This is a genomic window from Klebsiella sp. 2019SCSN059 (genome assembly GCF_021739525.1).
In the GTDB taxonomy this organism is placed as follows: Bacteria; Pseudomonadota; Gammaproteobacteria; order Enterobacterales; family Enterobacteriaceae; genus Klebsiella; species Klebsiella quasipneumoniae.
On the sequence record NZ_JAKKOM010000024.1, the window covers coordinates 1 to 25964 of the forward strand.

Genomic DNA, 25964 nt, shown 5'->3' on the forward strand with positions numbered 1-25964 from the left:
AGCGGTAGTTCAGTCGGTTAGAATACCTGCCTGTCACGCAGGGGGTCGCGGGTTCGAGTCCCGTCCGTTCCGCCACTTATTTAACATTAAGCCTGCTCAGATAGCAGGCTTAGTGGTAAGAAAGCTTTAGGGGCGTAGTTCAATTGGTAGAGCACCGGTCTCCAAAACCGGGTGTTGGGAGTTCGAGTCTCTCCGCCCCTGCCATTTATAAGAATCCTTTGCTCAGGCAAAGGATTTTTTTTTATCTCTGCTCTCCATCTGCAATATCCCTGTTCAAAATACCTTGCTTCTCTCCGTCCATGGAGAGTACCGCTTATTCCAGGATAGGACTTTTCAGGATCTCGTGGATCTGCGCCTGCTTATCGCTATTTTGTAACCAGATCGCATAGAGTGGGCGGGAAAGCGTAGCGCTGTCCATGACCGTATGTAACCCATGTTTCTCTTTCGCCCAGCGAACAGGTAGCCAACAGCAGCCGTTCAGGCGTGATAATTGCTGGTAGATCAATTCAGCTGAAGAGGTAGTGAGCAGCGGAACATCATCGCTTCCTATCAGACCCACTTCGTTTTGCTGAAAATCAGGCCCCCATTCAAGGCGCAAGTAATTCAATTCATTTCTGTTTTTTGCAGGCGATGCGCAATACAAGGCAAGGGTAAAATTACCCAACAGCTGGCTGCTTAATTCATCCATCTTCGGCGATTCGGTGGTGATCAGCAGATCCAACTGGCGTTCATGAAGCTGTTTAACCAGCGACTGCCGCTGTGCGATACGCGCTTCAAACTGGAGATTGTAAGGTGCGCTGTAGAGGGTGCCGAGCCAGCCGTTAAGCATGCATTCCCACAGCGAGGCGCTGGCTCCGATGGAGAATTCATTATGTCGCGAAGAGTGTGCGACCTCCTTGCGCGCAGCCTGCCAGGTATTCATTAACGTTTCGGCGTAAGGCAGGAGCTTTTCTCCGGCCGTCGTCAGGCGAATGTTATTACGATGTCGGGTGAACAGGTTCACACCAAGTTGATTTTCCAGCTGACGAATACGAAAGCTGACCGCTGATTGCGTCAGGTAAAGCGCCTCTGCTGCTCGCCCAAAGTGACGAGTTCTGCTCACTTCCAGGAAAGTCTTGAGCAATTCCGTATCCACACCGTTCTCCACAAAATTATTTGTCGTGATGATTTAAATGTTTTGTTTGACGCTCTGTCAAGCGTAACTAATACTCCGCGCCATAAATAGCTCGGCCAAAGAATCAGGAGCGTGTAGGATGGCGGAAAGCTTTACGACGACTAATCGTTTTTTCGACAATAAAAATTATCCACGCGGGTTCTCCCGTCACGGTGATTTCACCATCAAAGAGGCGCAACTGCTGGAACGTCATGGTTATGCCTTTAACGAACTGGAACTGGGTAAACGCGAACCTGTTACCGATGATGAAAAACAGTTTGTCTCGGTGTGCCGTGGTGAGCGTGAGCCGGTAACGGAAGCAGAACGCGTATGGATTAAGTATATGGCGCGCATCAAGCGGCCGAAGCGTTTCCATACCCTTTCCGGCGGCAAACCGCAGATGGAAGGCGCTGACGATTACACCGAAAGCGATGACTAAGAAAAAAGGGCGTAAGCCCTTTTTTTTACGCCATCATTTTCTGCAGATGGTTTAGCATCCGGTCTATCGCCCGATAGCTGAGCGCCTCCTGCAAATGACGGCGTTCAATCTCTTCAGCCTCTGCCAGATCGGCAATGGTTCTCGCCACCTTTAACAGACGCTGCCAGGCTCGAATAGAGAGCCCCAACTGCGTTAGCGTCTGTTCCAGCCAGACAGCGTCCTCCTGCCGTAAGTGGCAGCAGCTCTTCATTTCACGATTCTCAAGATGAGCATTGAGCTTATTTTGCCTGAGCATTTGCCGTTCGCGCGCCGCCAGCACCCGCTGCCGGACCGTTGCGCTAGACTCTTCGCCCTGCGTGCCCTGGCTCAGTATCCCTGGCGGCGGCAGCGGGATCTCTAAGGAGAGATCGAAGCGGTCAAGGAAGGGGCCTGACAGACGTCCCAGATAACGTAATGTCTGCTCAGGCGATGTACGATTATGTTTGCCCTGATAATGCCCTGTCGGGCTTGGGTTCATCGCCGCGATAAGCTGAAAGCGCGCCGGATAGTCAATTTTGGCGCGCGAGCGTGATATGTGGATCTTGCCTGACTCAATGGGTTCGCGCAGCGCATCCAGTACACGCCGCTCAAACTCAGGCAGTTCATCAAGAAACAGCACGCCATTATGGGCCAGGGAAATCTCACCGGGGACCGGTATTGAGCCGCCGCCCACCATCGCTGCCAGCGAGGCGCTATGGTGAGGCGCGCGAAACGGCCTCTGACGCCACCGGGTCTTCGCGGTATGCAGATTGACCAGGCTCTGAATGGCGGTGCTCTCCAGTGCTTCCTGATTGCTTAATGGCGGCAGGAGACCGGGTAGCCGGCTGGCAAGCATGGTTTTCCCGGTGCCGGGCGGGCCTATCAGGAGCAGGTTGTGACCCCCGGCGGCCACAATCTCCAGCGCTCGTTTTCCCTGCTGCTGGCCGATAACATCGCGCAAATCTTCGCCGCGTTCATCAACAATAGGTGCCTCGGCAAGAGGCGGTGAAAGCGATGTCTGCCCCGCGAGAAAAGCGCACACCTCCTGCAGATGGTCGGCGACAAGGCAATCGCTGCCGCCGATCAGGCCGACCTCAGCCGCATTATCAGCGGAGACGACGATACGCCGGCCGGCTTTGATGGCCTCCATTGCGCTGGGGATCGCCCCTGGAACGCCGCGTAACCCACCTGTGAGGGCGAGTTCGCCCACAAACTCATAGTGATTCAGTCGCGTCGTATTGAGCTGCTCTGAGGCGACGAGAAGCGCGAGAGCGATAGGCAGATCGTATCGTCCGCCCTCTTTAGGTAGATCCGCTGGCGCCAGGTTAATGGTTATTTTCTTCGCAGGGAAAGCGTAGCCGCTGTTGATCAGGGCGCTACGGACCCGGTCACGGGCCTCTTTCACGGTAGTCTCCGGCAGTCCGACCATAGTCAGGCCGGGCAGACCGTTGCTGAGATGAACCTCGACAGTAATCAATGGCGCTTCGATACCAAGCGCCGCGCGAGTATAGACGATGGCGAGCGACATAAAACCTCCTGGACCAGGCAGGATTATGGCTGACCTGTGGTAAAACGGGAGCGGTAATAGTGAGAATTTAGAACCATAAATCCATACTTTTCGCGCTATATCGTTACATTTAGCCGAAAATGGAATTTCGCTCGCAAAAGAGAGTGGCGTGGGAAAGGCACGCGCAAAAGCGCGCGCCAGGCGAGAGAAAACTGAATTTTTTTCATTTCTGATTTTTTTCATATAAAACAATTATTTTTGCTGAAACTGTTAGGCTGCTCAGCAACGGAGATATAAAAAAATCTTGTGTTTTATGTGATGTCTGTGGTACCTCTTTAGGTATTCCTTCGAACAAGAAGCCAGAAAGTACAGAAAATGACAGCCCTTCTACGAGTGATTAGCCTGGTCGTGATTAGCGTGGTGGTGATTATTATCCCACCGTGCGGGGCTGCACTTGGACGAGGAAAGGCTTAATAATCAAGCCTTAACGAACTAAGACCCCCGCACCGAAAGGTCCGGGGGTTTTTTTATAACTGAAATAACCTAAGCGAGGAGCAGATGATGACTTTTAGCATAAAATTCTGTTTCTCCCGATTTATGACGGGGAACTAACTATGAATGGCGCGCAGTGGGTGGTACATGCTTTGCGGACACAGGGGGTCGACACCGTTTTTGGCTATCCGGGTGGCGCAATTATGCCGGTTTACGATGCACTGTATGACGGCGGCGTGGAGCACCTGCTGTGCCGGCATGAGCAAGGGGCAGCCATGGCGGCCATTGGTTATGCGCGAGCAACCGGTAAAACCGGAGTGTGTATCGCGACCTCCGGCCCGGGCGCGACCAATCTGATCACCGGCCTGGCGGACGCTTTGCTTGACTCCATCCCCATTGTCGCCATCACCGGCCAGGTGGCCGCGCCCTTCATCGGCACGGATGCGTTTCAGGAAGTAGACGTTCTCGGTTTGTCACTGGCCTGTACTAAGCACAGTTTCCTCGTGCAGTCTCTGGACGAGCTGCCGCGGGTCATTGCTGAAGCTTTCCAGGTGGCAAACTCAGGCCGTCCAGGCCCGGTGCTGGTTGATATCCCTAAGGATATTCAGATGGCGCAGGGCGATCTCGATCCCCATTTCTCTACGGTCGCCGATGAGATGGCATTTCCGCAGGCGGAAGTGGCTCAGGCTCTGCAGATGCTGGCTCAATCGCAGCAACCGATGCTGTATGTTGGCGGCGGGGTCGGCATGGCGCAGGCGGTACCGGCGCTGCGTGAATTCCTCGCCGTAACCCGGATGCCGGCGACCTGCACTCTGAAAGGGCTGGGCGTGGTGGACGCCGATTACCCGTATTATCTCGGCATGCTGGGAATGCACGGCACCAAGGCGGCCAACCTGGCGGTACAGGAGTGCGATCTGCTGATTGCCGTCGGCGCGCGCTTTGACGATCGCGTGACCGGCAAGCTCAACACCTTCGCGCCGCATGCCAAAGTGATCCATATGGACATCGATCCGGCGGAGCTGAACAAGCTGCGCCAGGCGCACATCGGTCTGACCGGCGACCTGAACCGCTTGCTGCCGGCGCTGCAGCAGCCGTTAGCTATCGATGGCTGGCGCGAGCGGAGTGCCGCGCTGCGTGCCGATCACGCCTGGCGTTACGATCATCCCGGTGAGGCAATCTACGCGCCGCTGTTGCTGAAACAGCTTTCCGACCGCAAGCCGGCGGACAGCGTGGTGACAACCGACGTTGGCCAGCATCAGATGTGGTCGGCTCAGCATATGACCTATACCCGCCCGGAAAACTTCATCACCTCCAGCGGTTTAGGCACCATGGGCTTTGGCCTGCCTGCCGCCGTTGGCGCCCAGGTGGCGCGCCCTAACGATACAGTGATCTGTATCTCCGGTGACGGCTCCTTCATGATGAATGTGCAGGAGCTGGGCACCGTTAAACGCAAGCAGTTACCGCTGAAGATCGTATTACTCGACAACCAGCGGTTAGGGATGGTTCGACAATGGCAGCAGCTGTTTTTCCAGGAACGTTATAGCGAAACCACTCTGACTGATAACCCTGATTTCCTCACGCTGGCCAGCGCCTTCGGTATTCCTGGCCAACACATCACCCGTAAAGACCAGGTTGAAGCGGCACTCGACACCATGCTTTCGAGCCAGGGGCCATACCTGCTTCATGTCTCAATCGACGAACTTGAGAATGTCTGGCCGTTGGTGCCGCCCGGCGCCAGTAACTCTGAAATGCTGGAGAAATTATCATGATGCAACATCAGGTCGCTTTACAGGCACGTTTCAACCCGGAAACCTTAGAGCGCGTGCTGCGCGTTGTCCGCCACCGTGGTTTCCAAATCTGCGCAATGAACATGGAAACCGCGGCGGACGCACAGAACATAAATATCGAATTGACCGTTGCCAGCCCGCGGCCCGTCGAATTACTGTTTAGTCAATTAAGCAAACTGGTCGACGTTGCCTGCGTCGAGATCCAGCAACCCACATCACAACAAATCCGCGCCTGAGCGCAAAGGAAGAAAAATGACGACGAAAAAAGCTGATTACATCTGGTTCAATGGCGAGATGGTTCCGTGGGGCGAAGCGAAAGTTCATGTGATGTCCCATGCGCTGCACTATGGCACCTCGGTATTCGAGGGCATCCGTTGCTATGACTCGCACAAAGGCCCGGTGGTGTTCCGTCATCGCGAACATATGCAGCGTCTGCATGATTCAGCCAAAATTTATCGTTTCCCGGTCTCCCAGAGCGTCGACGAACTAATGGAAGCCTGCCGCGAAGTCATTCGCACCAATAATCTGACCAGCGCTTATATCCGCCCGCTGGTGTTTGTTGGCGATGTCGGCATGGGGGTAAACCCGCCTCCGGGTTACAACACTGACGTGATCATCGCGGCGTTCCCGTGGGGAGCCTACCTCGGCGCAGAAGCGCTGGAGCAGGGGATCGATGCAATGGTCTCTTCCTGGAACCGCGCGGCGCCGAACACCATCCCGACAGCGGCGAAAGCCGGCGGCAACTATCTCTCCTCGCTGCTGGTTGGCAGCGAAGCGCGTCGCCATGGCTACCAGGAGGGTATCGCCCTCGATGTTAACGGCTATATCTCGGAAGGCGCAGGCGAAAACCTGTTTGAAGTGAAGGACGGCGTGCTGTTCACCCCGCCGTTTACCTCTTCCGCGCTGCCGGGCATTACCCGCGACGCCATCATCAAGCTGGCGAAAGATCTCGGTATTGAAGTCCGCGAGCAGGTATTGTCCCGTGAATCCCTGTACCTGGCGGATGAAGTCTTCATGTCCGGCACCGCGGCGGAAATCACCCCGGTACGCAGCGTGGATGGCATCCAGGTCGGCGCAGGCCGTCGCGGTCCGGTCACCAAACGCATTCAGGAAGCCTTCTTTGGCCTCTTCACCGGTGAAACAGAAGACAAATGGGGCTGGTTGGATCCGGTAAGTAAGTAATTAAAAATGGGACGGCACGCACCGTCCCATTTAATAAACACAGATGGGAGTAAAAAGAGCATGCCTAAGTACCGTTCCGCCACCACCACACATGGCCGCAATATGGCGGGCGCCCGCGCGTTGTGGCGCGCAACCGGGATGACCGATGCCGATTTCGGCAAACCGATTATCGCCGTCGTTAACTCCTTTACCCAGTTTGTTCCCGGGCACGTGCACCTGCGCGATCTCGGCAAACTGGTTGCCGAGCAGATTGAAGCCGCCGGTGGCGTGGCCAAAGAATTCAACACCATCGCAGTGGATGATGGGATCGCCATGGGCCACGGGGGTATGCTCTATTCACTGCCATCCCGCGAGCTGATTGCCGACTCGGTGGAGTACATGGTTAACGCCCACTGTGCGGATGCGATGGTCTGTATCTCCAACTGCGACAAAATCACCCCGGGGATGTTGATGGCTTCCCTGCGCCTGAACATTCCGGTGATCTTTGTGTCCGGCGGCCCAATGGAAGCCGGGAAAACCAAGCTGTCAGATAAAATCATCAAGCTCGACCTGGTGGATGCGATGATCCAGGGGGCGGATCCGAAAGTGTCCGACGAGCAGAGTAATCAGGTGGAACGCTCCGCCTGTCCGACCTGCGGCTCCTGTTCCGGGATGTTTACCGCCAACTCCATGAACTGCCTGACCGAAGCGCTGGGCCTGTCGCAGCCGGGTAACGGCTCTCTGCTGGCGACCCACGCCGATCGTAAGGAGCTGTTCCTTAACGCCGGGAAACGTATCGTTGAGCTGACCAAACGCTATTACGAGCAGGATGACGCTTCCGCGCTGCCGCGCAATATCGCCAGCAAGGCGGCCTTTGAGAACGCCATGACGCTGGATATCGCCATGGGCGGTTCCACCAACACCGTTCTGCACCTGCTGGCGGCGGCGCAGGAAGCTGAAATCGATTTCACCATGAGCGATATCGATAAGCTCTCCCGCAAAGTGCCGCAGCTGTGTAAGGTGGCGCCGAGCACGCAGAAATACCATATGGAAGATGTGCATCGCGCCGGCGGCGTGCTGGGCATTCTGGGCGAGCTGGACCGCGCCGGGCTGCTGAATCGCGAGGTTAAAAACGTCCTCGGCCTGACGCTGCCGCAGACCCTGGAACAGTACGATGTGATGGTCACCCAGGACGATGCGGTGAAAAAGATGTTCCGCGCCGGCCCGGCGGGCATCCGTACCACCCAGGCGTTCTCGCAAGACTGCCGCTGGGATACGCTGGATGACGATCGCGCCGAAGGCTGTATCCGTTCTCTGGAACACGCTTACAGCAAGGACGGCGGCCTGGCGGTGCTGTACGGCAATTTCGCGGAAAACGGTTGTATCGTGAAAACCGCCGGCGTGGACGACAGTATCCTGAAATTTACCGGTCCGGCGAAAGTATATGAGAGCCAGGACGATGCGGTAGAGGCCATCCTCGGCGGTAAAGTTGTTGAAGGCGACGTCGTGGTGATCCGCTACGAAGGGCCGAAAGGCGGGCCGGGGATGCAGGAGATGCTTTACCCCACCAGCTTCCTGAAGTCGATGGGGCTGGGCAAAGCCTGCGCGCTGATCACCGATGGCCGTTTCTCCGGCGGCACCTCAGGGCTCTCTATCGGTCACGTCTCACCGGAAGCGGCGAGCGGCGGCAACATTGCGCTCATTGAAGATGGCGACATGATCGCGATTGATATTCCGAACCGCAGCATCCAGCTGCAGCTGAGCGATGCGGAAATTGCGGCGCGTCGTGAAGCCCAGGAAGCGCGTGGCGACCAGGCGTGGACGCCGAAGCATCGCCAGCGTCAGGTCTCCTTTGCCCTTCGCGCCTACGCCAGCCTGGCGACCAGCGCTGACAAAGGCGCGGTTCGCGATAAATCGAAACTGGGTGGCTAATCATGGCGGATTCACAACCCCTCTCCGGCGCCCCCGAGGGCGCCGAATACCTGAGAGCAGTGCTGCGCGCGCCGGTTTATGAAGCGGTGCAGAAAACGCCGCTGCAAAAAATGGACAAACTCTCTTCTCGCCTGGATAACGTTATTCTGGTGAAGCGCGAAGATCGCCAACCGGTACACAGCTTTAAGCTGCGCGGCGCCTACGCGATGATGTCCAGCCTGACCGCGGAACAGAAATCCCACGGGGTGATCACCGCCTCGGCGGGCAATCATGCCCAGGGCGTGGCGTTCTCCGCATCGCGGCTGGGCGTTAAGGCGCTGATCGTGATGCCGGTAGCGACCGCCGACATCAAAGTGGATGCCGTTCGCGGCTTTGGCGGCGAAGTACTGCTGCATGGCGCCAATTTTGACGAAGCGAAGACGAGAGCGATTGAGCTGGCGCAGCAGCAGGGCTTTACCTGGGTACCGCCGTTCGATCACCCGATGGTCATCGCCGGTCAGGGAACCCTGGCGCTGGAGCTGCTGCAGCAGGATGCCCACATCGACCGCGTGTTCGTCCCGGTGGGCGGCGGCGGCCTGGCGGCAGGCGTGGCGGTGTTGATCAAGCAACTGATGCCGCAGATTAAAGTGATAGCGGTGGAAGCGGAAGATTCGGCCTGCCTGAAGGCGGCGCTGGATGCCGGTCATCCGGTGGATCTGCCGCGCGTCGGCTTGTTTGCCGAAGGCGTGGCGGTCAAACGCATCGGCGATGAAACCTTCCGTCTGTGCCAGGAGTATCTGGACGACATCATCACCGTAGACAGCGACGCTATTTGCGCGGCGATGAAGGATTTGTTCGAAGATGTGCGGGCGGTGGCAGAGCCTTCCGGCGCCCTGGCGCTGGCGGGGATGAAGAAATATGTCGCCCAGCACAATATTCGCGGCGAGCGACTGGCTCACATTCTGTCCGGGGCCAACGTCAACTTCCACGGTCTGCGCTACGTGTCTGAACGCTGCGAGCTCGGGGAACAGCGCGAAGCGCTGCTGGCGGTGACGATCCCGGAAGAGAAAGGCAGCTTTCTGAAGTTTTGCCAGCTGCTGGGGGGGCGTTCGGTGACCGAGTTCAACTACCGCTTTGCCGATGCCAAAGACGCCTGCATCTTTGTGGGGGTGCGTCTGAGTCGTGGGCTGGAGGAGCGGAAAGAGATCCTCCAGTTACTGAACGATGGCGGCTACAGCGTCGTTGACCTTTCCGATGACGAAATGGCCAAGCTCCATGTGCGCTATATGGTTGGCGGCCGACCGTCCAAAGCGCTGCAGGAGCGGCTGTTCAGCTTCGAATTTCCAGAGTCCCCGGGGGCGCTGCTGAAGTTCCTGCACACCCTTGGCACCCACTGGAATATTTCGCTGTTCCACTACCGTAGCCACGGCACCGACTATGGTCGGGTTTTGGCGGCCTTCGAGCTGGGGGAGCACGAGCCGGACTTTGAAACTCGTCTCAATGAGCTGGGCTATGAGTGTCACGATGAGACCCATAACCCGGCATTCCGCTTTTTCCTCGCGGGCTAGTGGTTCGGCAGGATTTTCCAGAAAGCATCAATAAGCGGCTCATGCAGCCGCTTTTTTTGTGCGCAAACGCCGAGCTCGAATGGGGTTTGCTCATCGCTGCGCTCCAGAATCATCACCCTGTTGCGTACCGGCTCCGGACTGTTCTCCAGCACCACCTCCGGCAGCAGCGCCACGCCGCATCCCAGGGCGACCATCGACACCATCGCTTCGTGGCCCCCGACGGTGGCGTAGATCGACGGATTGCTGATTTTATGCCGTCGAAACCACAGCTCGATGCGCCGACGTACCGGCCCCTGATCAGCCATGATAAACGGCACTGTCGACCAGTCCGGACGCTCGACGGTCACCTGGTTGCGCACCGGGCAGGGAAGGGCCGGGGCAATTAACACCACGGCGAGGTTCTCCAGCATCGAAAACGCCACCGACCCTGGCAGGGTCTCCGGCTTACCGGCAATCGCCAGGTCGGCTTCGCCGGTGACCACCTTCTCCATGGCGTCGGCGGCGTCGCCGGTCGACAGCTTGATCTCTACCGAGGGATGCGCGGCGCGAAAGCGGTCGAGGATCGGCGGCAGATGGCTATAGGCGGCGGTGACAGAGCAGAAGATGTGCAGCTCGCCGGAGAGCGAAGGGCCCTGCTGATCGATGGCGTGGCGAAGCTGCTGATACTGCAGTAAAGTCTGCTGGGCAAAGGTGCGTAACTCTTCCCCGGCTTCGGTCAGGGTCACCGTGCGATTATCTCGCACGAACAGCGGCTGGCCGAGGTCCTCTTCCAGGCGCTGGATCTGGCGCGAAAGCGTCGACGGGCTGACGTGCATGGCCCGCGCGCTGCGGCCAAAATGGCGGCTTTCCGCCAGATGCAGAAAGGTTTTCAGATCGCGTAAATCCACGGCGCGTACTCCCCGGTTTTGTATTTCATAAAATGCAACGTGACGTTGTGAATATATCAATTTCCGCAATAAAATTCCTGTCATATAGTAAGTTCATTCTCGCAAAAGCGAACCGAACAATAAGCACGACACAACATCACGGAGTTACAGACATGGCTAACTACTTTAATACACTGAACCTGCGCCAGCAGCTGGCACAGCTGGGCAAATGCCGCTTTATGGCGCGCGACGAATTCGCCGATGGCGCAAGCTACCTTCAGGGTAAAAAAGTGGTCATCGTCGGCTGCGGCGCGCAGGGTCTGAACCAGGGTCTGAACATGCGTGACTCCGGCCTGGATATCTCCTATGCGCTGCGCAAAGAAGCGATCGCCGAGAAGCGCGCCTCCTGGCGTAAAGCGACCGAAAACGGTTTTAAAGTCGGCACTTATGAAGAGCTGATCCCACAGGCGGACCTGGTGGTTAACCTGACCCCGGACAAACAGCACTCTGACGTTGTGCGCTCCGTACAGCCGCTGATGAAAGACGGCGCGGCGCTGGGCTACTCCCACGGCTTCAACATCGTGGAAGTGGGCGAGCAGATCCGTAAAGACATCACCGTGGTGATGGTGGCGCCGAAGTGCCCGGGTACCGAAGTGCGTGAAGAGTACAAACGCGGTTTCGGCGTACCGACGCTTATCGCGGTACACCCGGAAAATGACCCGAAAGGCGAAGGCATGGCCATTGCGAAAGCATGGGCAGCGGCGACCGGCGGCCACCGTGCGGGCGTCCTGGAGTCTTCCTTCGTGGCAGAAGTGAAATCTGACCTGATGGGCGAGCAGACCATCCTCTGCGGCATGCTGCAGGCGGGTTCTCTGCTGTGCTTCGACAAGCTGGTGGCGGAAGGTACCGACCCGGCGTATGCAGAAAAACTGATTCAGTTCGGCTGGGAAACCATCACCGAAGCGCTGAAGCAGGGCGGCATCACCCTGATGATGGATCGCCTCTCTAACCCGGCGAAACTGCGCGCTTATGCGCTCTCCGAGCAGCTGAAAGAGATTATGGCGCCGCTGTTCCAGAAACACATGGACGACATCATTTCCGGCGAATTCTCCTCCGGTATGATGGCGGACTGGGCGAACGACGATAAGAAACTGCTGACCTGGCGTGAAGAGACGGGTAAAACCGCGTTCGAAACCGCGCCGCAGTATGAAGGTAAAATCGGCGAGCAGGAGTACTTCGATAAAGGCGTTCTGATGATTGCGATGGTGAAAGCAGGCGTTGAGCTGGCGTTCGAAACCATGGTCGATTCCGGCATCATCGAAGAGTCCGCTTACTACGAATCACTGCACGAGCTGCCGCTGATCGCCAACACCATCGCCCGTAAGCGTCTGTACGAGATGAACGTGGTTATCTCCGATACCGCAGAATATGGTAACTACCTGTTCTCTTACGCTTGCGTACCGCTGCTGAAAGAGTTCATGACCACCCTGCAGACTGGCGACCTGGGTACGGCGATTGCCGAAGGCGCGGTAGACAACGCCCAGCTGCGTGATGTCAACGAAGCCATCCGCAGCCACCAGATCGAGAAAGTGGGTCACAAACTGCGTGGCTATATGACCGATATGAAGCGTATTGCGGTTGCCGGCTAATCCCTCGCCGTCTTTCGACTTGCCGATGCGTTGGCTACGGTACGTACACCCCAGTCACATAGATATCTATGTTCCTGGGGGTGTACTTCCTTGTCGCCTTCCGGCAAGCCAAAATCCATAGAGGAATGAATTTGTTTAGTAGGCCTGATAAGCGAAGCGCCATCAGGCAAAAACCCGGAGATTAAGATCCCCGGGTTTTTTTATTATTTCCGGTACAGGACTTTGATGATGTGGTAGCCGAACTGGGTATGCAGCGGTCCGGTTGGCTCCAGCACCGGGCAGGAGAAGACCACTTTATCGAACGCCGGGACCATCTGGCCCTGGCGGAATTCACCTAAATCACCGCCGCGTTTGCCTGATGGGCAAATAGAGTGTTTCTTTGCCAGCTTACCGAAGTCGGCGCCGTTTTTAATCTGCTCCAGAAGATCCAGAGCCAGTTTCTCTTCTTTAACAAGAATATGCAGTGCTGCTGCTGTTTTTGCCATGATCGTGCCTTGAATAGGTTGAGATAAATCGGGGCGCAATATACCACGCGTCAGCGGCGATAAAGCACCTTAATGATATGGTAGCCAAACTTGGTTTTTACCGGACCGTAGGGCTTGAGAAGCGGGCAGCTAAAGACCGCCTGATCGAATGGGCCGACCATCGCGCCTTGTTGAAACTCGCCCAGGTCGCCGCCGTTGCGCCCCGAGGGACATTGGGAATAGCGCTTCGCCAGATGATCGAAGCTGACGCCCCGCTCCAGTTTGGCGAGGATCTCCTGGGCCAGTTTTTCTTCTTTGACCAGGATATGCAGGGCTGCTGCGGTCTTTTTCATGGTTCTGCTCTATGGGTTAATCGCGATTTCTTCACTTTACCATCAGTCGGTAAATCTCGGCTCCGCTTTCTGCTACAATCCCCACCCCGTTCGAAGATTGAGCAAGACTCCCATGCGTTTAAACCCTGGCCAACAACAAGCCGTCGAATTTGTAACCGGACCGTGCCTGGTGCTGGCGGGCGCCGGCTCCGGTAAGACCCGCGTGATCACCAATAAAATCGCCCACCTGATCCGCGGCTGCGGCTATCAGGCGCGCCAAATCGCGGCCGTGACCTTTACCAACAAAGCCGCGCGCGAGATGAAAGAGCGCGTTGGGCAAACGCTGGGGCGCAAAGAGGCGCGCGGGCTGATGATTTCCACCTTCCACACCCTGGGGCTGGATATCATCAAGCGGGAATACGCCGCGCTGGGCATGAAGTCTAACTTCTCCTTATTCGACGATACCGACCAGGTGGCGTTGCTCAAAGAGCTGACCGAAGGGTTGATCGAAGATGACAAAGTGGTGCTCCAGCAGTTGATCTCGACGATCTCCAACTGGAAAAACGATCTGAAAACCCCGGCCCAGGCCGCCGCGGGTGCGAAAGGCGAACGGGACCGCATCTTCGTCCACTGCTATGGACTGTACGATGCGCATATGAAGGCCTGCAATGTCCTCGATTTTGACGATCTGATCCTGCTGCCGACGCTGCTGCTGCAGCGCAACGAGGAGGTGCGCGAACGCTGGCAGAATAAGATCCGCTACCTGCTGGTGGATGAGTATCAGGATACCAACACCAGCCAGTATGAGCTGGTGAAGCTGCTGGTGGGCCAGCGGGCGCGTTTTACCGTGGTAGGCGACGATGACCAGTCGATCTACTCGTGGCGCGGCGCGCGGCCACAGAACCTGGTGCTGCTCAGCCAGGACTTCCCGGCGCTGCAGGTTATCAAGCTTGAGCAGAACTATCGCTCCTCCGGGCGTATTCTGAAAGCCGCTAACATTCTGATCGCCAACAACCCGCACGTTTTTGAAAAGCGTCTGTTCTCCGAACTGGGATACGGCGCTGAGCTGAAAGTGCTCTCCGCCAATAATGAAGATCATGAAGCGGAGCGCGTGGCCGGGGAACTGATCGCCCACCACTTTATTAATAAAACCAATTACAAAGACTATGCGATCCTTTATCGCGGCAATCACCAGTCGCGGGTCTTTGAAAAGATGCTGATGCAGAACCGCATCCCGTACAAAATCTCCGGCGGCACGTCGTTCTTCTCGCGCCCGGAAATTAAAGATCTGCTGGCCTATCTGCGCGTGCTGACCAACCCGGACGACGACAGCGCCTTCCTGCGTATCGTCAACACGCCGAAGCGCGAGATCGGCCCGGCGACGCTGCAAAAGCTCGGTGAGTGGGCGATGGGCCGCAACAAAGGATTGTTCACCGCCAGCTTTGATATGGGTCTTAGCCAGATGCTGACCGGGCGCGGCTATGAATCACTCACCCGCTTCACCCACTGGCTGCGCGAGATCCAGCAACTGGCCGAACGCGAGCCGGTCAACGCCGTGCGCGACTTGATCCGCGGGATTGACTACGAATCCTGGTTGTATGAAACCTCGCCCAGCCCGAAAGCCGCGGAAATGCGCATGAAAAACGTCAACCAGCTGTTCACCTGGATGACCGAGATGCTGGAAGGCAGCGAAATCGATGAGCCGATGACCCTGACGCAGGTGGTCACCCGCTTTACGCTGCGCGACATGATGGAGCGCGGCGAATCGGATGAAGAGCTGGATCAGGTGCAGCTGATGACCCTCCATGCCTCAAAAGGGCTGGAGTTCCCGTATGTTTACCTGGTGGGCATGGAGGAGGGATTGCTCCCGCACCAGAGCAGCATTGATGAAGATAACGTCGATGAAGAGCGCCGGTTAGCCTACGTGGGCATCACCCGTGCGCAGAAAGAGCTGACCTTTACGCTCTGTAAGGAGCGCCGGCAGTATGGTGAGGTGGTGCGCCCGGAACCGAGCCGTTTCCTGCTCGAGCTACCCCAGGACGATCTGATTTGGGAGCAGGCGCGCAAAAGCATTACGCCTGAAGAGCGGATGCAAAAAGGCCAGGCCAACGTCGCTAATATTCGGGCGATGCTGGCAAAGGCGAAAAAAGCTTAGCGTCTTAGGCGATAAACTGCTGCCAGGCGGCGGAGAAGGGCATCACCAGTATCAGCGAGGGCAGCATATTGGCGGTAGGGAAGGCACGGATCCCGCACAGACGGAAACCGGTCGCCAGCATAATGATGCCGCCGCAGGCGGTGAAGTCGGCGATCATCGACGGATTGATTAACGCCATGATAAAGGTTGCCGCGAAAAACAGGATAACGAAAACAATCAGCTGGGGAATAAAGATCACGGTGATGATATACCCCAGCGTGGAGGCGAAAATCGCGGCAGTAAAAAAGTCGAGGATCGACTTGGTCAGCAGAATGGTCGGGTCGCCGGTCATCCCTTCGGTTAAGGCGCCGAAGATGCCGGTACCGCTGGCACAGAACAGGATCAGCACGGCGATAAACTGATTCATAAAATCTTCCGCACCGACGCTAGCGCTGGACTGCGCCGGAAAGATACGTTCAATGGGGCTGCGCAGCGTTGTTCCGGCTCGTTCAATCCATTTTTCAATATTCAACAGGCCGCCGATAATCGTGCCGACAATAATAGCCAGGGCAATCGGCGGCAGGTTATGCAATTTATTGACAAAGAATATGCCCATACTGATTGAGATCAGTCCGGCGATCAACGGTAAGGTTTTTTTGAAATGGTCCGGAATAAAACGATTCAGTGAAGCACCCGCCAACGCACCGACGAGAAGCGAGCCGCTACAGACAAATATACCTATAGCCATAATTTATTATCCCTAATAAAAATCAGGGCCTGAATATACAGGCCCTGAAATATTTAAATTAATTATTTAATGTTAAATACGCGGCTGGCATTACCCCAGGCGATTTTATCTTTCAGGCCTGCTTCAAGTTCTAAAGGATCAAACCAGTCGCAGGCCTGATGAATATCTTCATACGGATAATCGACAGAGAACATCACGCGTTCGGCGCCCATGACTTCAATAGCATTATTCAGTGAATGGGTATTGAAATGGCCGCTGGTGGTAACGATGAAGTTATTCTGCAGGTAGTGCATTAACGGTTTTTCCGCTTTACCCAGACCGCAGCCGAAACGCTGACGATAGAGACGATGTTGAGTGCGCGGCAGCATATGTACCAGCCCTTCGCCGAGGTGACCCAGTACCAGATTGAGGTTAGGATAACGATCGAACAGACCGCTCATCATCAGACGAATAGCATGCACTGCCGTTTCCTGAGCGAAGCCCCAGGCAGAGCCGATCAGGCTTTCGTAACCGGTATAGATGCCGCGCGCCGGGCCTTCCAGCGGTTCACGAGGATGCAGATAGACAGGCACGTTCAGCTCGTTGACCTTATCCCAGAATACCAGCATGGATTCGTCATCAAGATAGAGGCCATGCTCGCTATCTTTAACGTTGGTGTAGCCGTTGATCAGCGCACCTTTCATGCCTAACTTTTTCACGGCGCGCTCCAGCTCTTCCGCCGCGGCTTCCGGGTTCTGCAATGCCAGGGTCGCGAAGGCGCTGAATTTGTCCGGATTTGGCTTCACATAATTCTCAACGATAAAATCGTTGGTATCGCGGGCAAAAGAGACGGCTTTGGCTTTATCTAAAATAGACTGGGCGCCAGGTGAAGTCAGAGAAAGAATTACATGATCAATATGACGCTGCGCCATTTCTTCCAGCTGAATGCTGCGATCCAGCAGGCGGCGTTCGACATCTTTCATATATTCTGTGCCGTTACGACCTGCTTCACCAGATGAATCCCACAGACGGTTATTTTCAGGAGTGGATACGTGTTCTTCTAAAGCAATTTTTCCGCGCATGATATTTTCCTTGCGATATGAGTCAGTGTGGCTTGATGCGAGGAGAATAAAAGCTTTCACGTATTACCAGCAATATACCAAACGCAATAGGGGTTATTAATAAAACCAATACACGGGCGTATTTTGTTACTTAGATTTTAATAGAAGTACTCTGCTGTGCGGGATCGGCAAGCGTAGCGATCAGCGAGCGTAGCCAGATATGTCCGGGATCGCGGTGCAGCCGCTGATGCCAGACCTGACGGATGGCGATTTTGGCGAGGGGAAAAGGCAGCGGCCAGCTGCGGCAGGGATAGCGCCGGGTGATATGCCGCGCCACCTGTTCCGGGACGACGGCAATCATATCGCTTTCGGCCACCAGCTCACCGGTACCTAAAAAGCTTGGTAACGTCAGCGCAATGCGCCTGGACATGTGGTGCTCATCAAGCAGCTTATCCATATCGCCATGGGCAGTCCCCTCCACGCGGATCGCCAGATGCTTTTCCTGGCGCCAGTCTTCGGCGCGAAGCTGTGCACGAATGCGAGGATGGTTTTCCGCCGCCAGGCAGACATATGATTGATCGAAGAGATGTTGCTGGTAGACGCTTTCCGGAAGCTGCGTCAGATAGCCGATTGCGAGATCGCATTTCCCGGATTCTAGGGCGTTGAGGGTCTGCTCATCCAGATTCTGCACCGTAAAGGTGATCCCGTCCGCCGCCTGCTGCTGGAGCGCAATTTGCAATAAAGGCAGCAGCGTCATTTGGCTGATATCGGTCATACCGATCGTAAAATTACGCTGGCTCTGCTGGGGAAGAAATTCAGGTTTGACCGCTAAATCGTTATCGGCAAGCTGGAGAAGAGTCGAGATGGTGGGGGCGATCGCGTCCGCTCGCGGCGTCGGGATCATCCGCTGCCCGACCCGGACAAACAGCGGGTCAGCAAAATGATCCCGTAGTTTTTTCAGCAAAAGGCTGCCGGTGGGCTGGCTGATATCGAGCGCGTCCGCTGCTGGGGAAACATTGCCCAAACGGTAGAGTGCAGAGAAAAAGCGTAGCGATTTGAAATCCAGTTCTTCCCGCATCCGCCCTCCTGGCTGGATATTATTTCACCGTATCGCCGCTGGCGACCCGAAGTATCCAGTGGACGTAGCTTTGCCACTGACACTCCTGATCGACCATCTCCCGACCCAGCGGATGTTCATCCAGCCAGTTTCCCGGCAATGTCAGCGTTAGTTGTTCGTCTTGAGCGGTCAGCTGAATGGCGGGCAGCAAATCGTCACGCCGCCGGCTGGCAAAGAGGATCGCCAGTCGCAGCAGGCGACAAAGATGTTCGGCAACCCGTGGCGGGACGGCGTTCTGCTGATGAAGCGATGAGAGGTCGATGGCGTTAGTCTGGTTAAGCAGCAGCGTCGCAATCAGCTTCTTCTGCGCTGGGGTAAAGCCGGGCAGGTCGAGATTATTGACCAGATAGGCCGCGTGCTGCGGCGCGCGCTTAAAATCCACGCTCAGGCCAATCTCATGCAACGCACAGGCGCTGAGGAGCAAATCGCGGCTCAGCGGATCCAGTTCCCAGCAGCCGTCCAGCTGGCTGAGCAGGTGGCTGGCAAGACCAGCGACGCGCTGGGCCTGTTCGGTGTCGATCATAAAACGACGCTGAATATTACGCAGAGTGCGGCTGCGGATGTCCTGTTCAACGGAGAGATGCAGCATGCCATACACCAGCCCTTCCCGTAATGCGCCGCCCGCGAGGGTCATACACTGAATATTCAGTTCGCTGAAGATAGCGATAAGGATCGCCAGCCCGCTCGGAAACACCAGCGCTCGCTCAAGGGTTAAGCCTTCGATCTCCAGCTCTTCCAGGCGTCCGCACTGGATGGCGCGCTGTTTAAGCTGCTGGAGTTTGGTCAGGGTGATCCGCTCATCCATCCCCTGCGCCATCATAATTTCCTGCAGAGCCTGAACGGTGCCGGAGGCGCCAACGCACACTTTCCATCCGTGATAGCGCAGCACATCGGCGATGGGCAGTAGCACCTCACGCGCGGCCGCCTCGGCAAGATCGAAATTCTCTTTCGTCAGGCTGCGGTCGGCGAAATAGCGTTCAAGCCAGGTCACACAGCCCATCGACAGGCTAAATAGCGAGGTCGTTTGCGCGCCGGTGCCGGTCACCAGTTCGGTGCTGGCGCCGCCGATATCGACCACCAGACGCTGATCGGCGCCGCCGGTGGTGTGGGCGACACCCTGATAAATCAGGCGCGCTTCTTCTTCACCGCTAATGACCTGTACCGGACTGCCGAGGATCTCCTGCGCTTTCGCCAGAAATTCGCCGGCATTGACGGCAAGACGCAGCGTGGCGGTGGCCACGACGCGGATTTGCGCCGGCGGAATATCCTGCAGGCGTTCGGCAAACAGGCGTAAGCACTGCCAGCCGCGCTCCATCGCTTCTGCGGAGAGCGTGTTGTCGCTATTCAGGCCGGCGGCCAGACGAACTTTGCGCTTAATGCGGCTCAGCGTCTGGATACTGCCAGCCACCTCGCGCACCACCAACATATGGAAACTGTTGGAGCCCAAATCAATGGCGGCATACAGCGAGGTGGAGCTCATGCTCTTCATCGTTCAGAAGGCTCCCTCGTCGACGGGGCGCTTGTGCCCAATCCGTGTAACTGAGCGGGTTGCCGGGGAAACGCGCCCTGGCAGATTCTGAATGATTGAGCGTATAGCATAGAGTTCTTAACCTGAACGACGACGATTGCGCGGTGGACCGCTGCGGCGCGGGCCGTTGCCTGGACGCGCACGGGTCAGTCGCAGCGGCTTAGGCAGGTCGGTCATCAGCGCGTCCGGGTTGTACTTGCTGACCGGAATTGAGTGACCAATATAGGTTTCGATAGCCGGCAGGTTCAGCGCATACTCTTCGCAGGCGAGGCTGATGGAGTGACCGCTGGCGCCAGCGCGACCGGTACGGCCAATGCGGTGAACGTAATCTTCGCAGTCGTCCGGCAGATCGTAGTTAAAGACGTGGGTCACGGCCGGAATGTGCAAGCCACGAGCGGCAACGTCAGTCGCGACCAGAATATCAAGGTCGCCGCGGGTAAATTCTTCGAGAATCCGCAGACGTTTTTTCTGCGCCACGTCGCCGGTCAGCAGACCTACGCGATGGCCGTCGGCGGCGAGATGGCCCCAGATATCTTCACAACGATGCTTGGTATTGGCGAAGACGATGGCGCGATCGGGCCACTCTTCTTCCAGCAGCGTCTGCAGCAGGCGCATTTTTTCTTCGTTGGACGGGTAGAAGAGCTCTTCTTTAATACGGTGGCCCGTTTTCTGTTCCGGCTCGACTTCAACGTACTCGGCGTTGTTCATTTGTTCGAACGCCAGTTCGCGTACGCGATAAGAAAGCGTCGCGGAGAACAGCATGTTCAGACGCTGAGTGGCCGGCGGCATGCGGCGGAACAGCCAGCGGATATCTTTAATAAAGCCGAGATCGTACATGCGATCGGCTTCGTCCAGCACGACGACCTGAATGGCGCCGAGGTTAATGTGGTTTTGCTTCGCGTAATCGATCAGACGACCGGTGGTACCGATCAGAATATCGACGCCGCTTTCCAGCACTTTCAGCTGCTTATCGTAGCCGTCGCCGCCGTAAGCCAGACCCAGCTTCAGACCGGTGGCCTGCGCCAGCGGTTCAGCGTCCGCGTGGATCTGTACCGCCAGTTCACGCGTCGGCGCCATAATCAGCGCGCGCGGCTGGTTAACCTGGCGATCGGCGATAGCCGGGTGAGAGAGAAGATAATGAAACGTCGACGTCAGGAACGCCATCGTTTTACCGGTACCGGTTTGCGCCTGCCCGGCGACATCGCGGCCTTCCAGCGTCAGCGGAAGGGCGAGGGCCTGAATAGGTGTGCAATTATGAAACCCTTTCTTTTCAAGGGCTTCAATGACTGCCGGGTGCAGGGCGAAGTCGGAAAACTTCTGTTCTGTTAAATGTGTTTTGCTCATAGTGTGGTAGAATATCAGCTAACTATTGCATTAAGAAAGCGTATCCGGTGAAATAACGTCAACCTTTCGTTGGCGGTGTACGAAATTATTCAAGGTACGTCTACGGTAACTGAACGAATCCAGGATAGCTTAGACCACTAAGCGAGCCGGGAGCGATAAATCTGCAATATGCAGTGCGCGTTCAGGTGACCCTGGCGTCAAAGGGTGGGTCCATGAGGGATCGCGCCAGTTGGCAGACCAGAGAATTGAGGTATCCTGAAGAATAGCGTGCATAACGTAGCCGCAGCGCGTCGTTGATGGCTACGACACCAACACACCAGGCTTATTCCTGTGGAGTTAAATATGAGCGATAAAATTATTCACCTGACTGACGACAGTTTTGACACGGACGTACTCAAGGCTGACGGGCTGACCCTCGTCGATTTCTGGGCAGAGTGGTGTGGTCCGTGCAAAATGATCGCCCCGATTCTGGATGAGATCGCTGAAGAGTATCAGGGCAAACTGACCGTAGCTAAGCTGAACATCGACCAGAACCCGGGCACCGCGCCGAAGTACGGCATTCGCGGCATCCCAACCCTGCTGCTGTTCAAAAACGGCGAAGTGGCGGCCACCAAAGTCGGCGCACTGTCCAAGGGTCAGCTGAAAGAGTTCCTCGACGCCAACCTGGCGTAAGCGAATTGCTGTTCCGGCGTCCAGATTCCTATTTTTTGCGGAACTCTGGACGCCCGGCTGGAGTCGTGCTAAGTTAATCCACAGACTTCGTTTTAAACATACCTTGTTTGAATCTTGTTTTACCCGAAGCATCCCGCAAAAAATGCGCGTGAAGCTATTAATTCCGGGCTTTTCACTCATTCCGTCTAGTCGTTTCAGTTCTGCGTTCTTTCCTGTGACCAGGCGACGTACAGACACGAGATGAAGGCCGTTAACAGGCATGGAAGTTCCTGCCATACCATTCACAACATTAAGTTCGAGATTTACCCCGAGTTTAAGAACCCACACCACTATGAATCTTACCGAATTAAAGAATACGCCGGTTTCTGAGCTGATTACTCTCGGCGAAAATATGGGGCTGGAAAACCTGGCTCGTATGCGTAAGCAGGATATTATTTTTGCCATCCTCAAGCAGCATTCGAAGAGTGGCGAAGATATCTTTGGCGACGGCGTACTGGAGATACTGCAGGATGGATTTGGATTCCTCCGCTCCGCAGACAGCTCCTACCTCGCCGGCCCTGACGACATCTACGTATCCCCCAGCCAAATCCGCCGTTTCAACCTCCGCACTGGTGACACCATTTCCGGTAAGATTCGTCCTCCGAAAGAGGGTGAGCGTTACTTTGCGCTGCTGAAAGTTAACGAAGTTAACTACGACAAGCCGGAAAACGCCCGTAACAAGATCCTGTTCGAGAACTTAACGCCGCTGCACGCGAATTCTCGTCTGCGTATGGAGCGTGGTAACGGTTCTACCGAAGACTTAACCGCTCGCGTACTGGATCTGGCTTCCCCGATTGGCCGCGGCCAGCGTGGTCTGATCGTCGCGCCGCCGAAAGCCGGTAAAACCATGCTGCTGCAGAACATCGCGCAGAGCATCGCTTACAACCATCCGGACTGCGTGCTGATGGTGCTGCTGATCGACGAACGTCCGGAAGAAGTGACCGAGATGCAGCGTCTGGTGAAAGGTGAAGTGGTTGCTTCCACCTTCGACGAACCGGCATCTCGTCACGTTCAGGTTGCTGAGATGGTTATCGAGAAAGCGAAACGTCTGGTTGAACACAAGAAAGACGTTATCATCCTGCTTGACTCCATTACCCGTCTGGCGCGCGCCTACAACACCGTGGTCCCGGCTTCCGGTAAAGTGCTGACCGGTGGTGTGGACGCCAACGCCCTGCACCGTCCGAAGCGTTTCTTCGGTGCGGCGCGTAACGTCGAAGAGGGCGGCAGCCTGACCATCATCGCCACGGCGCTGATCGACACCGGCTCCAAAATGGATGAAGTTATCTACGAAGAGTTTAAAGGCACCGGTAACATGGAGCTGCACCTCTCTCGTAAGATTGCCGAAAAACGCGTCTTCCCGGCTATCGATTACAACCGTTCCGGTACGCGTAAAGAAGAGCTGCTCACCACTCAGGAAGAGCTGCAGAAAATGTGGATCCTGCGCAAAATTATCCATCCGATGGGTGAGATCGACGCGATGGAGTTCCTCATTAATAAACTGGCAATGACTAAGACGAATGATGACTTCTTCGATATGATGAAGCGCTCGTAAGGTAAAAAAAGCCAAAAACGCCACGCCTTTGCGTGGCGTTTTCATTTTGGGATTTGTATGATCCAGAGACAGAGAAAGCGGGACGAAAGTTGTCGTATAATGGCGCCGGACAGCAGGCGGAGACAGCTTTAACAGACTAAAATCTATACAATAAATTTGTAATGTTCTGCTTTTCCCCTTCTGGAGTTGGGGCATCATCGCTATACTTCCCGGATTAACTATGCTGAGAGCACATGCGTTGTGAATTTACTCACTGCTATTACTGAATTAATCAGTATTTTCTTATTCACGACCCTCTTTATTTTTGTCGCGCGGAAAGTGGCAAAAAAGATTGGGTTAGTGGATAAACCAAACTATCGCAAACGGCATCAGGGGTTGATTCCGTTGGTCGGTGGTATCTCAGTTTATGCAGGCATCTGTTTCACCTTCGCCATCGCCGATTATTATATTCCTCACGCCTCGCTGTATCTGGCCTGTGCGGGGGTATTGGTGCTGGTTGGCGCGCTGGACGATCGCTTCGACATCAGCGTGAAAATTCGCGCGGTCATTCAGGCCGCGATCGCCGTGATTATGATGATGGCAGGGAATCTGCATCTGAGTAGTCTGGGCTTTATTTTTGGCTCGTGGGAGCTGGTGCTGGGGCCTTTCGGCTTCTTCCTCACTCTGTTTGCCGTCTGGGCCGCCATCAACGCGTTTAATATGGTCGATGGGATTGACGGCCTGCTCGGCGGCCTGTCATCCGTCTCCTTTGCGGCGACCGGGATCATCCTCTGGTTTGACGGTCAGTACAGCCTGGCGATGTGGTGTTTTGCGATGATCGCCGCCATTCTGCCCTATATTCTTCTTAATCTTGGCGCCCTCGGCCGCCGCTATAAAGTTTTTATGGGTGACGCCGGCAGCACCATGATTGGCTTCACCATCATCTGGATCCTGCTGGAAACCACACAAGGTAAAACGCATCCCATCAGCCCGGTCACCGCGCTGTGGATTATCGCTATCCCGTTGATGGATATGGTGGCGATTATGTATCGCCGCCTGCGCAAAGGCATGAGTCCTTTCTCACCGGACCGGCAGCATATTCATCATTTGATCATGCGCGCCGGGTTTACTTCCCGCCAGGCGTTCGTCCTGATCACCCTGGCCGCTGCCCTGCTGGCGCTGGTTGGCGTCGCGGCGGAATATACCCGCATTGTGCCGGAATGGGTGATGTTAATTCTCTTTTTGGTGGCCTTCTTCCTTTATGGCTACTGTATTAAGCGCGCCTGGAAAGTGGCGCGTCTGGTTAAGCGCATCAGACGCAGAATTCGGCGACACAGCGGCAATAATCCGAAACTAACCAAGTAAAGCTGGGGATGTGATGACTCAACCATTACCGGGAGCACAATCAGTGAACGTTGAGAACGAGCTGGATATTCGCGGGCTGTTTCGCGCTTTATGGGCAGGAAAAGGCTGGATAGTCGGCGGTGCTGTACTCTTCGCCGCTATCGTGTTGGTGTATACCTTCTTTGCTCGCCAGGAGTGGAGCGCCACGGCGATCACCGATCGGCCTACTGTCAACATGTTGGGGGGGTACTATTCCCAGCAGCAGTTCTTACGCAATCTGGATATCAAAGCCGACCTGGCCTCGGTGGATCAGCCTTCCGCCATGGATGAAGCGTATAAAGAGTTCATCATGCAGTTGGCCTCCTGGGATACCCGGCGTGATTTCTGGCTGCAAACGGACTACTACAAGCAGCGACAGTCGGGTAATGCTCGCGCCGATGCGGCGATGCTGGATGATTTAATTAACAATATCCAGTTTATGCCAGGCGATGCGGCCAAGAGCGTCAACGACAGCGTCAAACTGACCGCCGAGACCGGGCAGGATGCCAATAATTTGCTGCGCCAGTATGTGGCTTTCGCCAGCCAGCGGGCGGCCGGCCATCTTAACGACGAGCTCAAAGGCGCCTGGGCGGCGCGAACGGTGCAAATGAAGGCGCAGGTGAAGCGCCAGGAAGAAGTGGCCGAGGCTATTTTCAACCGCCGGACCCACAGCGTGGAGCAAGCGCTGAAGGTCGCTCAGCAGCATAATATCTCGCGCAGCGAAACGGATGTTCCCGCCGATCAGTTGCCGGATTCAGAGCTATTTTTATTGGGCAGGCCGATGCTGCAGGCCAGACTGGAAAACCTGCAGGCCGTCGGACCGGAATATGACCTCGATTACGACCAGAATCGCGCCATGCTGAGCACGTTGAACGTCGGTCCAACGTTGGATCCGCGTTTTCAGACTTACAGGTATTTGCGAACGCCGGAAGAACCTGTAAAACGCGATAGCCCTCGCCGTGTATTTCTGATGGTGATGTGGGGGATTGTGGGTGCGCTCATCGGCGCAGGCGTGGCGTTATCGCGTCGTCGTGTCCTGTGATTGCGGCCTGTGGTGAAGGGCAAATGACCTTCATCGCCT

The 25964-nt window shown here is 56.0% G+C and carries 24 protein-coding genes and 1 tRNA gene; 15 read left to right on the forward strand and 10 right to left on the reverse strand.

Going from position 1 to position 25964, the window contains the following annotated elements; genetic code table 11:
* Positions 1-128: 128 nt before the first annotated feature.
* Positions 129-204, forward strand: a tRNA-Trp gene (locus tag L2I46_RS20605).
* A 109-nt stretch (positions 205-313) separates the two neighbouring features.
* Here the strand turns inward: L2I46_RS20605 and hdfR are convergent.
* Complete coding sequence (gene hdfR, locus L2I46_RS20610; RefSeq protein ID WP_023291542.1) at positions 314-1135, reverse strand: HTH-type transcriptional regulator HdfR; 822 nt, start codon at positions 1133-1135, stop codon at positions 314-316.
* Positions 1136-1253: 118 nt separating this feature from the next.
* Between hdfR and L2I46_RS20615 the strand changes: the two genes are divergently transcribed.
* The gene (locus L2I46_RS20615; protein ID WP_004886877.1) at positions 1254-1592 is read left to right on the forward strand and encodes a DUF413 domain-containing protein; all 339 of its coding nucleotides are present in this window, start codon (positions 1254-1256) and stop codon (positions 1590-1592) included.
* Positions 1593-1617: 25 nt separating this feature from the next.
* On the opposite strand, the gene L2I46_RS20620 is transcribed toward L2I46_RS20615, so the two are convergent.
* Positions 1618-3138 carry a YifB family Mg chelatase-like AAA ATPase gene (locus L2I46_RS20620; RefSeq protein WP_236948193.1) on the reverse strand — a complete coding sequence of 507 codons (1521 nt, stop codon included), beginning with the start codon at positions 3136-3138 and terminating at the stop codon, positions 1618-1620.
* Between the two features lie 354 nt (positions 3139-3492).
* On the opposite strand from L2I46_RS20620, the gene ilvL reads away from it, so the two are divergent.
* From ilvL to ilvA, 7 genes are all read left to right on the forward strand, one after another.
* Positions 3493-3591, forward strand: coding sequence for an ilv operon leader peptide (ilvL, locus tag L2I46_RS20625; protein ID WP_001311244.1), 99 nt, complete (start codon positions 3493-3495; stop codon positions 3589-3591).
* An 87-nt stretch (positions 3592-3678) separates the two neighbouring features.
* Positions 3679-3729, forward strand: a complete 51-nt coding sequence (gene ilvX / locus L2I46_RS29810) for a peptide IlvX (RefSeq protein ID WP_175426296.1) — start codon at positions 3679-3681, stop codon at positions 3727-3729.
* 2 nt (positions 3730-3731) lie between these two features.
* Positions 3732-5378, forward strand: a complete 1647-nt coding sequence (gene ilvG, locus L2I46_RS20630) for an acetolactate synthase 2 catalytic subunit (RefSeq protein ID WP_023291544.1) — start codon at positions 3732-3734, stop codon at positions 5376-5378.
* A complete protein-coding gene (ilvM, locus tag L2I46_RS20635) occupies positions 5375-5632 on the forward strand; it encodes an acetolactate synthase 2 small subunit (protein WP_004886870.1) in 258 nt (85 codons plus the stop codon). Before ilvG ends, ilvM begins: the two co-directional genes overlap by 4 nt.
* Before the next feature lie 16 nt (positions 5633-5648).
* The gene (gene ilvE, locus L2I46_RS20640) at positions 5649-6578 is read left to right on the forward strand and encodes a branched-chain-amino-acid transaminase (RefSeq protein ID WP_002883171.1); all 930 of its coding nucleotides are present in this window, start codon (positions 5649-5651) and stop codon (positions 6576-6578) included.
* Between the two features lie 60 nt (positions 6579-6638).
* Positions 6639-8489, forward strand: coding sequence for a dihydroxy-acid dehydratase (ilvD, locus tag L2I46_RS20645; protein ID WP_023291545.1), 1851 nt, complete (start codon positions 6639-6641; stop codon positions 8487-8489).
* Positions 8490-8491: 2 nt separating this feature from the next.
* Positions 8492-10036 (forward strand): threonine ammonia-lyase, biosynthetic, encoded by a 1545-nt coding sequence (gene ilvA, locus L2I46_RS20650; RefSeq protein ID WP_065805928.1) that lies wholly within the window; start codon positions 8492-8494, stop codon positions 10034-10036.
* Here the strand turns inward: ilvA and ilvY are convergent.
* The gene (gene ilvY / locus L2I46_RS20655) at positions 10033-10923 is read right to left on the reverse strand and encodes an HTH-type transcriptional activator IlvY (RefSeq protein ID WP_012543253.1); all 891 of its coding nucleotides are present in this window, start codon (positions 10921-10923) and stop codon (positions 10033-10035) included. The two genes, ilvA and ilvY, sit on opposite strands and share 4 nt — an antisense overlap.
* A gap of 152 nt (positions 10924-11075) precedes the next feature.
* Between ilvY and ilvC the strand changes: the two genes are divergently transcribed.
* Positions 11076-12551 carry a ketol-acid reductoisomerase gene (gene ilvC, locus L2I46_RS20660; protein WP_023291546.1) on the forward strand — a complete coding sequence of 492 codons (1476 nt, stop codon included), beginning with the start codon at positions 11076-11078 and terminating at the stop codon, positions 12549-12551.
* 203 nt (positions 12552-12754) lie between these two features.
* Here ilvC and ppiC (L2I46_RS20665) read toward each other — a convergent pair whose 3' ends face one another.
* Together ppiC (L2I46_RS20665) and ppiC (L2I46_RS20670) are read right to left on the reverse strand one after the other, a co-directional pair.
* Positions 12755-13036: a peptidylprolyl isomerase PpiC gene (ppiC, locus tag L2I46_RS20665; protein ID WP_004886861.1), complete on the reverse strand. Its 282-nt coding sequence runs from the start codon at positions 13034-13036 to the stop codon at positions 12755-12757.
* A gap of 50 nt (positions 13037-13086) precedes the next feature.
* Entirely contained in the window at positions 13087-13368 is a 282-nt protein-coding gene (gene ppiC / locus L2I46_RS20670) for a peptidylprolyl isomerase PpiC (RefSeq protein WP_032454495.1), read from the reverse strand.
* Between the two features lie 112 nt (positions 13369-13480).
* Here ppiC (L2I46_RS20670) and rep point away from each other — a divergent pair, with 112 nt between their 5' ends.
* Complete coding sequence (gene rep / locus L2I46_RS20675; protein WP_236948194.1) at positions 13481-15502, forward strand: DNA helicase Rep; 2022 nt, start codon at positions 13481-13483, stop codon at positions 15500-15502.
* Between the two features lie 4 nt (positions 15503-15506).
* On the opposite strand, the gene L2I46_RS20680 is transcribed toward rep, so the two are convergent.
* From L2I46_RS20680 to rhlB, 5 genes are all read right to left on the reverse strand, one after another.
* Positions 15507-16229: a DUF554 domain-containing protein gene (locus L2I46_RS20680; protein ID WP_032454497.1), complete on the reverse strand. Its 723-nt coding sequence runs from the start codon at positions 16227-16229 to the stop codon at positions 15507-15509.
* Between the two features lie 62 nt (positions 16230-16291).
* Positions 16292-17290, reverse strand: coding sequence for an amidohydrolase family protein (locus tag L2I46_RS20685; protein ID WP_032454498.1), 999 nt, complete (start codon positions 17288-17290; stop codon positions 16292-16294).
* Between the two features lie 130 nt (positions 17291-17420).
* Positions 17421-18347: a LysR family transcriptional regulator gene (locus tag L2I46_RS20690; RefSeq protein ID WP_032454499.1), complete on the reverse strand. Its 927-nt coding sequence runs from the start codon at positions 18345-18347 to the stop codon at positions 17421-17423.
* A 19-nt stretch (positions 18348-18366) separates the two neighbouring features.
* Entirely contained in the window at positions 18367-19875 is a 1509-nt protein-coding gene (gppA, locus tag L2I46_RS20695) for a guanosine-5'-triphosphate,3'-diphosphate diphosphatase (RefSeq protein ID WP_074423193.1), read from the reverse strand.
* A gap of 117 nt (positions 19876-19992) precedes the next feature.
* Positions 19993-21258: an ATP-dependent RNA helicase RhlB gene (gene rhlB / locus L2I46_RS20700; protein WP_023291550.1), complete on the reverse strand. Its 1266-nt coding sequence runs from the start codon at positions 21256-21258 to the stop codon at positions 19993-19995.
* A 342-nt stretch (positions 21259-21600) separates the two neighbouring features.
* On the opposite strand from rhlB, the gene trxA reads away from it, so the two are divergent.
* The 4 genes from trxA to wzzE all read left to right on the forward strand — a co-directional run bounded on the left by trxA (position 21601) and on the right by wzzE (position 25925).
* Entirely contained in the window at positions 21601-21930 is a 330-nt protein-coding gene (trxA, locus tag L2I46_RS20705) for a thioredoxin TrxA (protein ID WP_002883224.1), read from the forward strand.
* Positions 21931-22261: 331 nt separating this feature from the next.
* Positions 22262-23521, forward strand: a complete 1260-nt coding sequence (rho, locus tag L2I46_RS20710) for a transcription termination factor Rho (RefSeq protein WP_002883293.1) — start codon at positions 22262-22264, stop codon at positions 23519-23521.
* 240 nt (positions 23522-23761) lie between these two features.
* Positions 23762-24865 carry a UDP-N-acetylglucosamine--undecaprenyl-phosphate N-acetylglucosaminephosphotransferase gene (gene wecA, locus L2I46_RS20715; protein WP_004886849.1) on the forward strand — a complete coding sequence of 368 codons (1104 nt, stop codon included), beginning with the start codon at positions 23762-23764 and terminating at the stop codon, positions 24863-24865.
* 13 nt (positions 24866-24878) lie between these two features.
* Complete coding sequence (gene wzzE / locus L2I46_RS20720) at positions 24879-25925, forward strand: ECA polysaccharide chain length modulation protein (protein WP_032429045.1); 1047 nt, start codon at positions 24879-24881, stop codon at positions 25923-25925.
* Positions 25926-25964 lie beyond the last annotated feature (39 nt).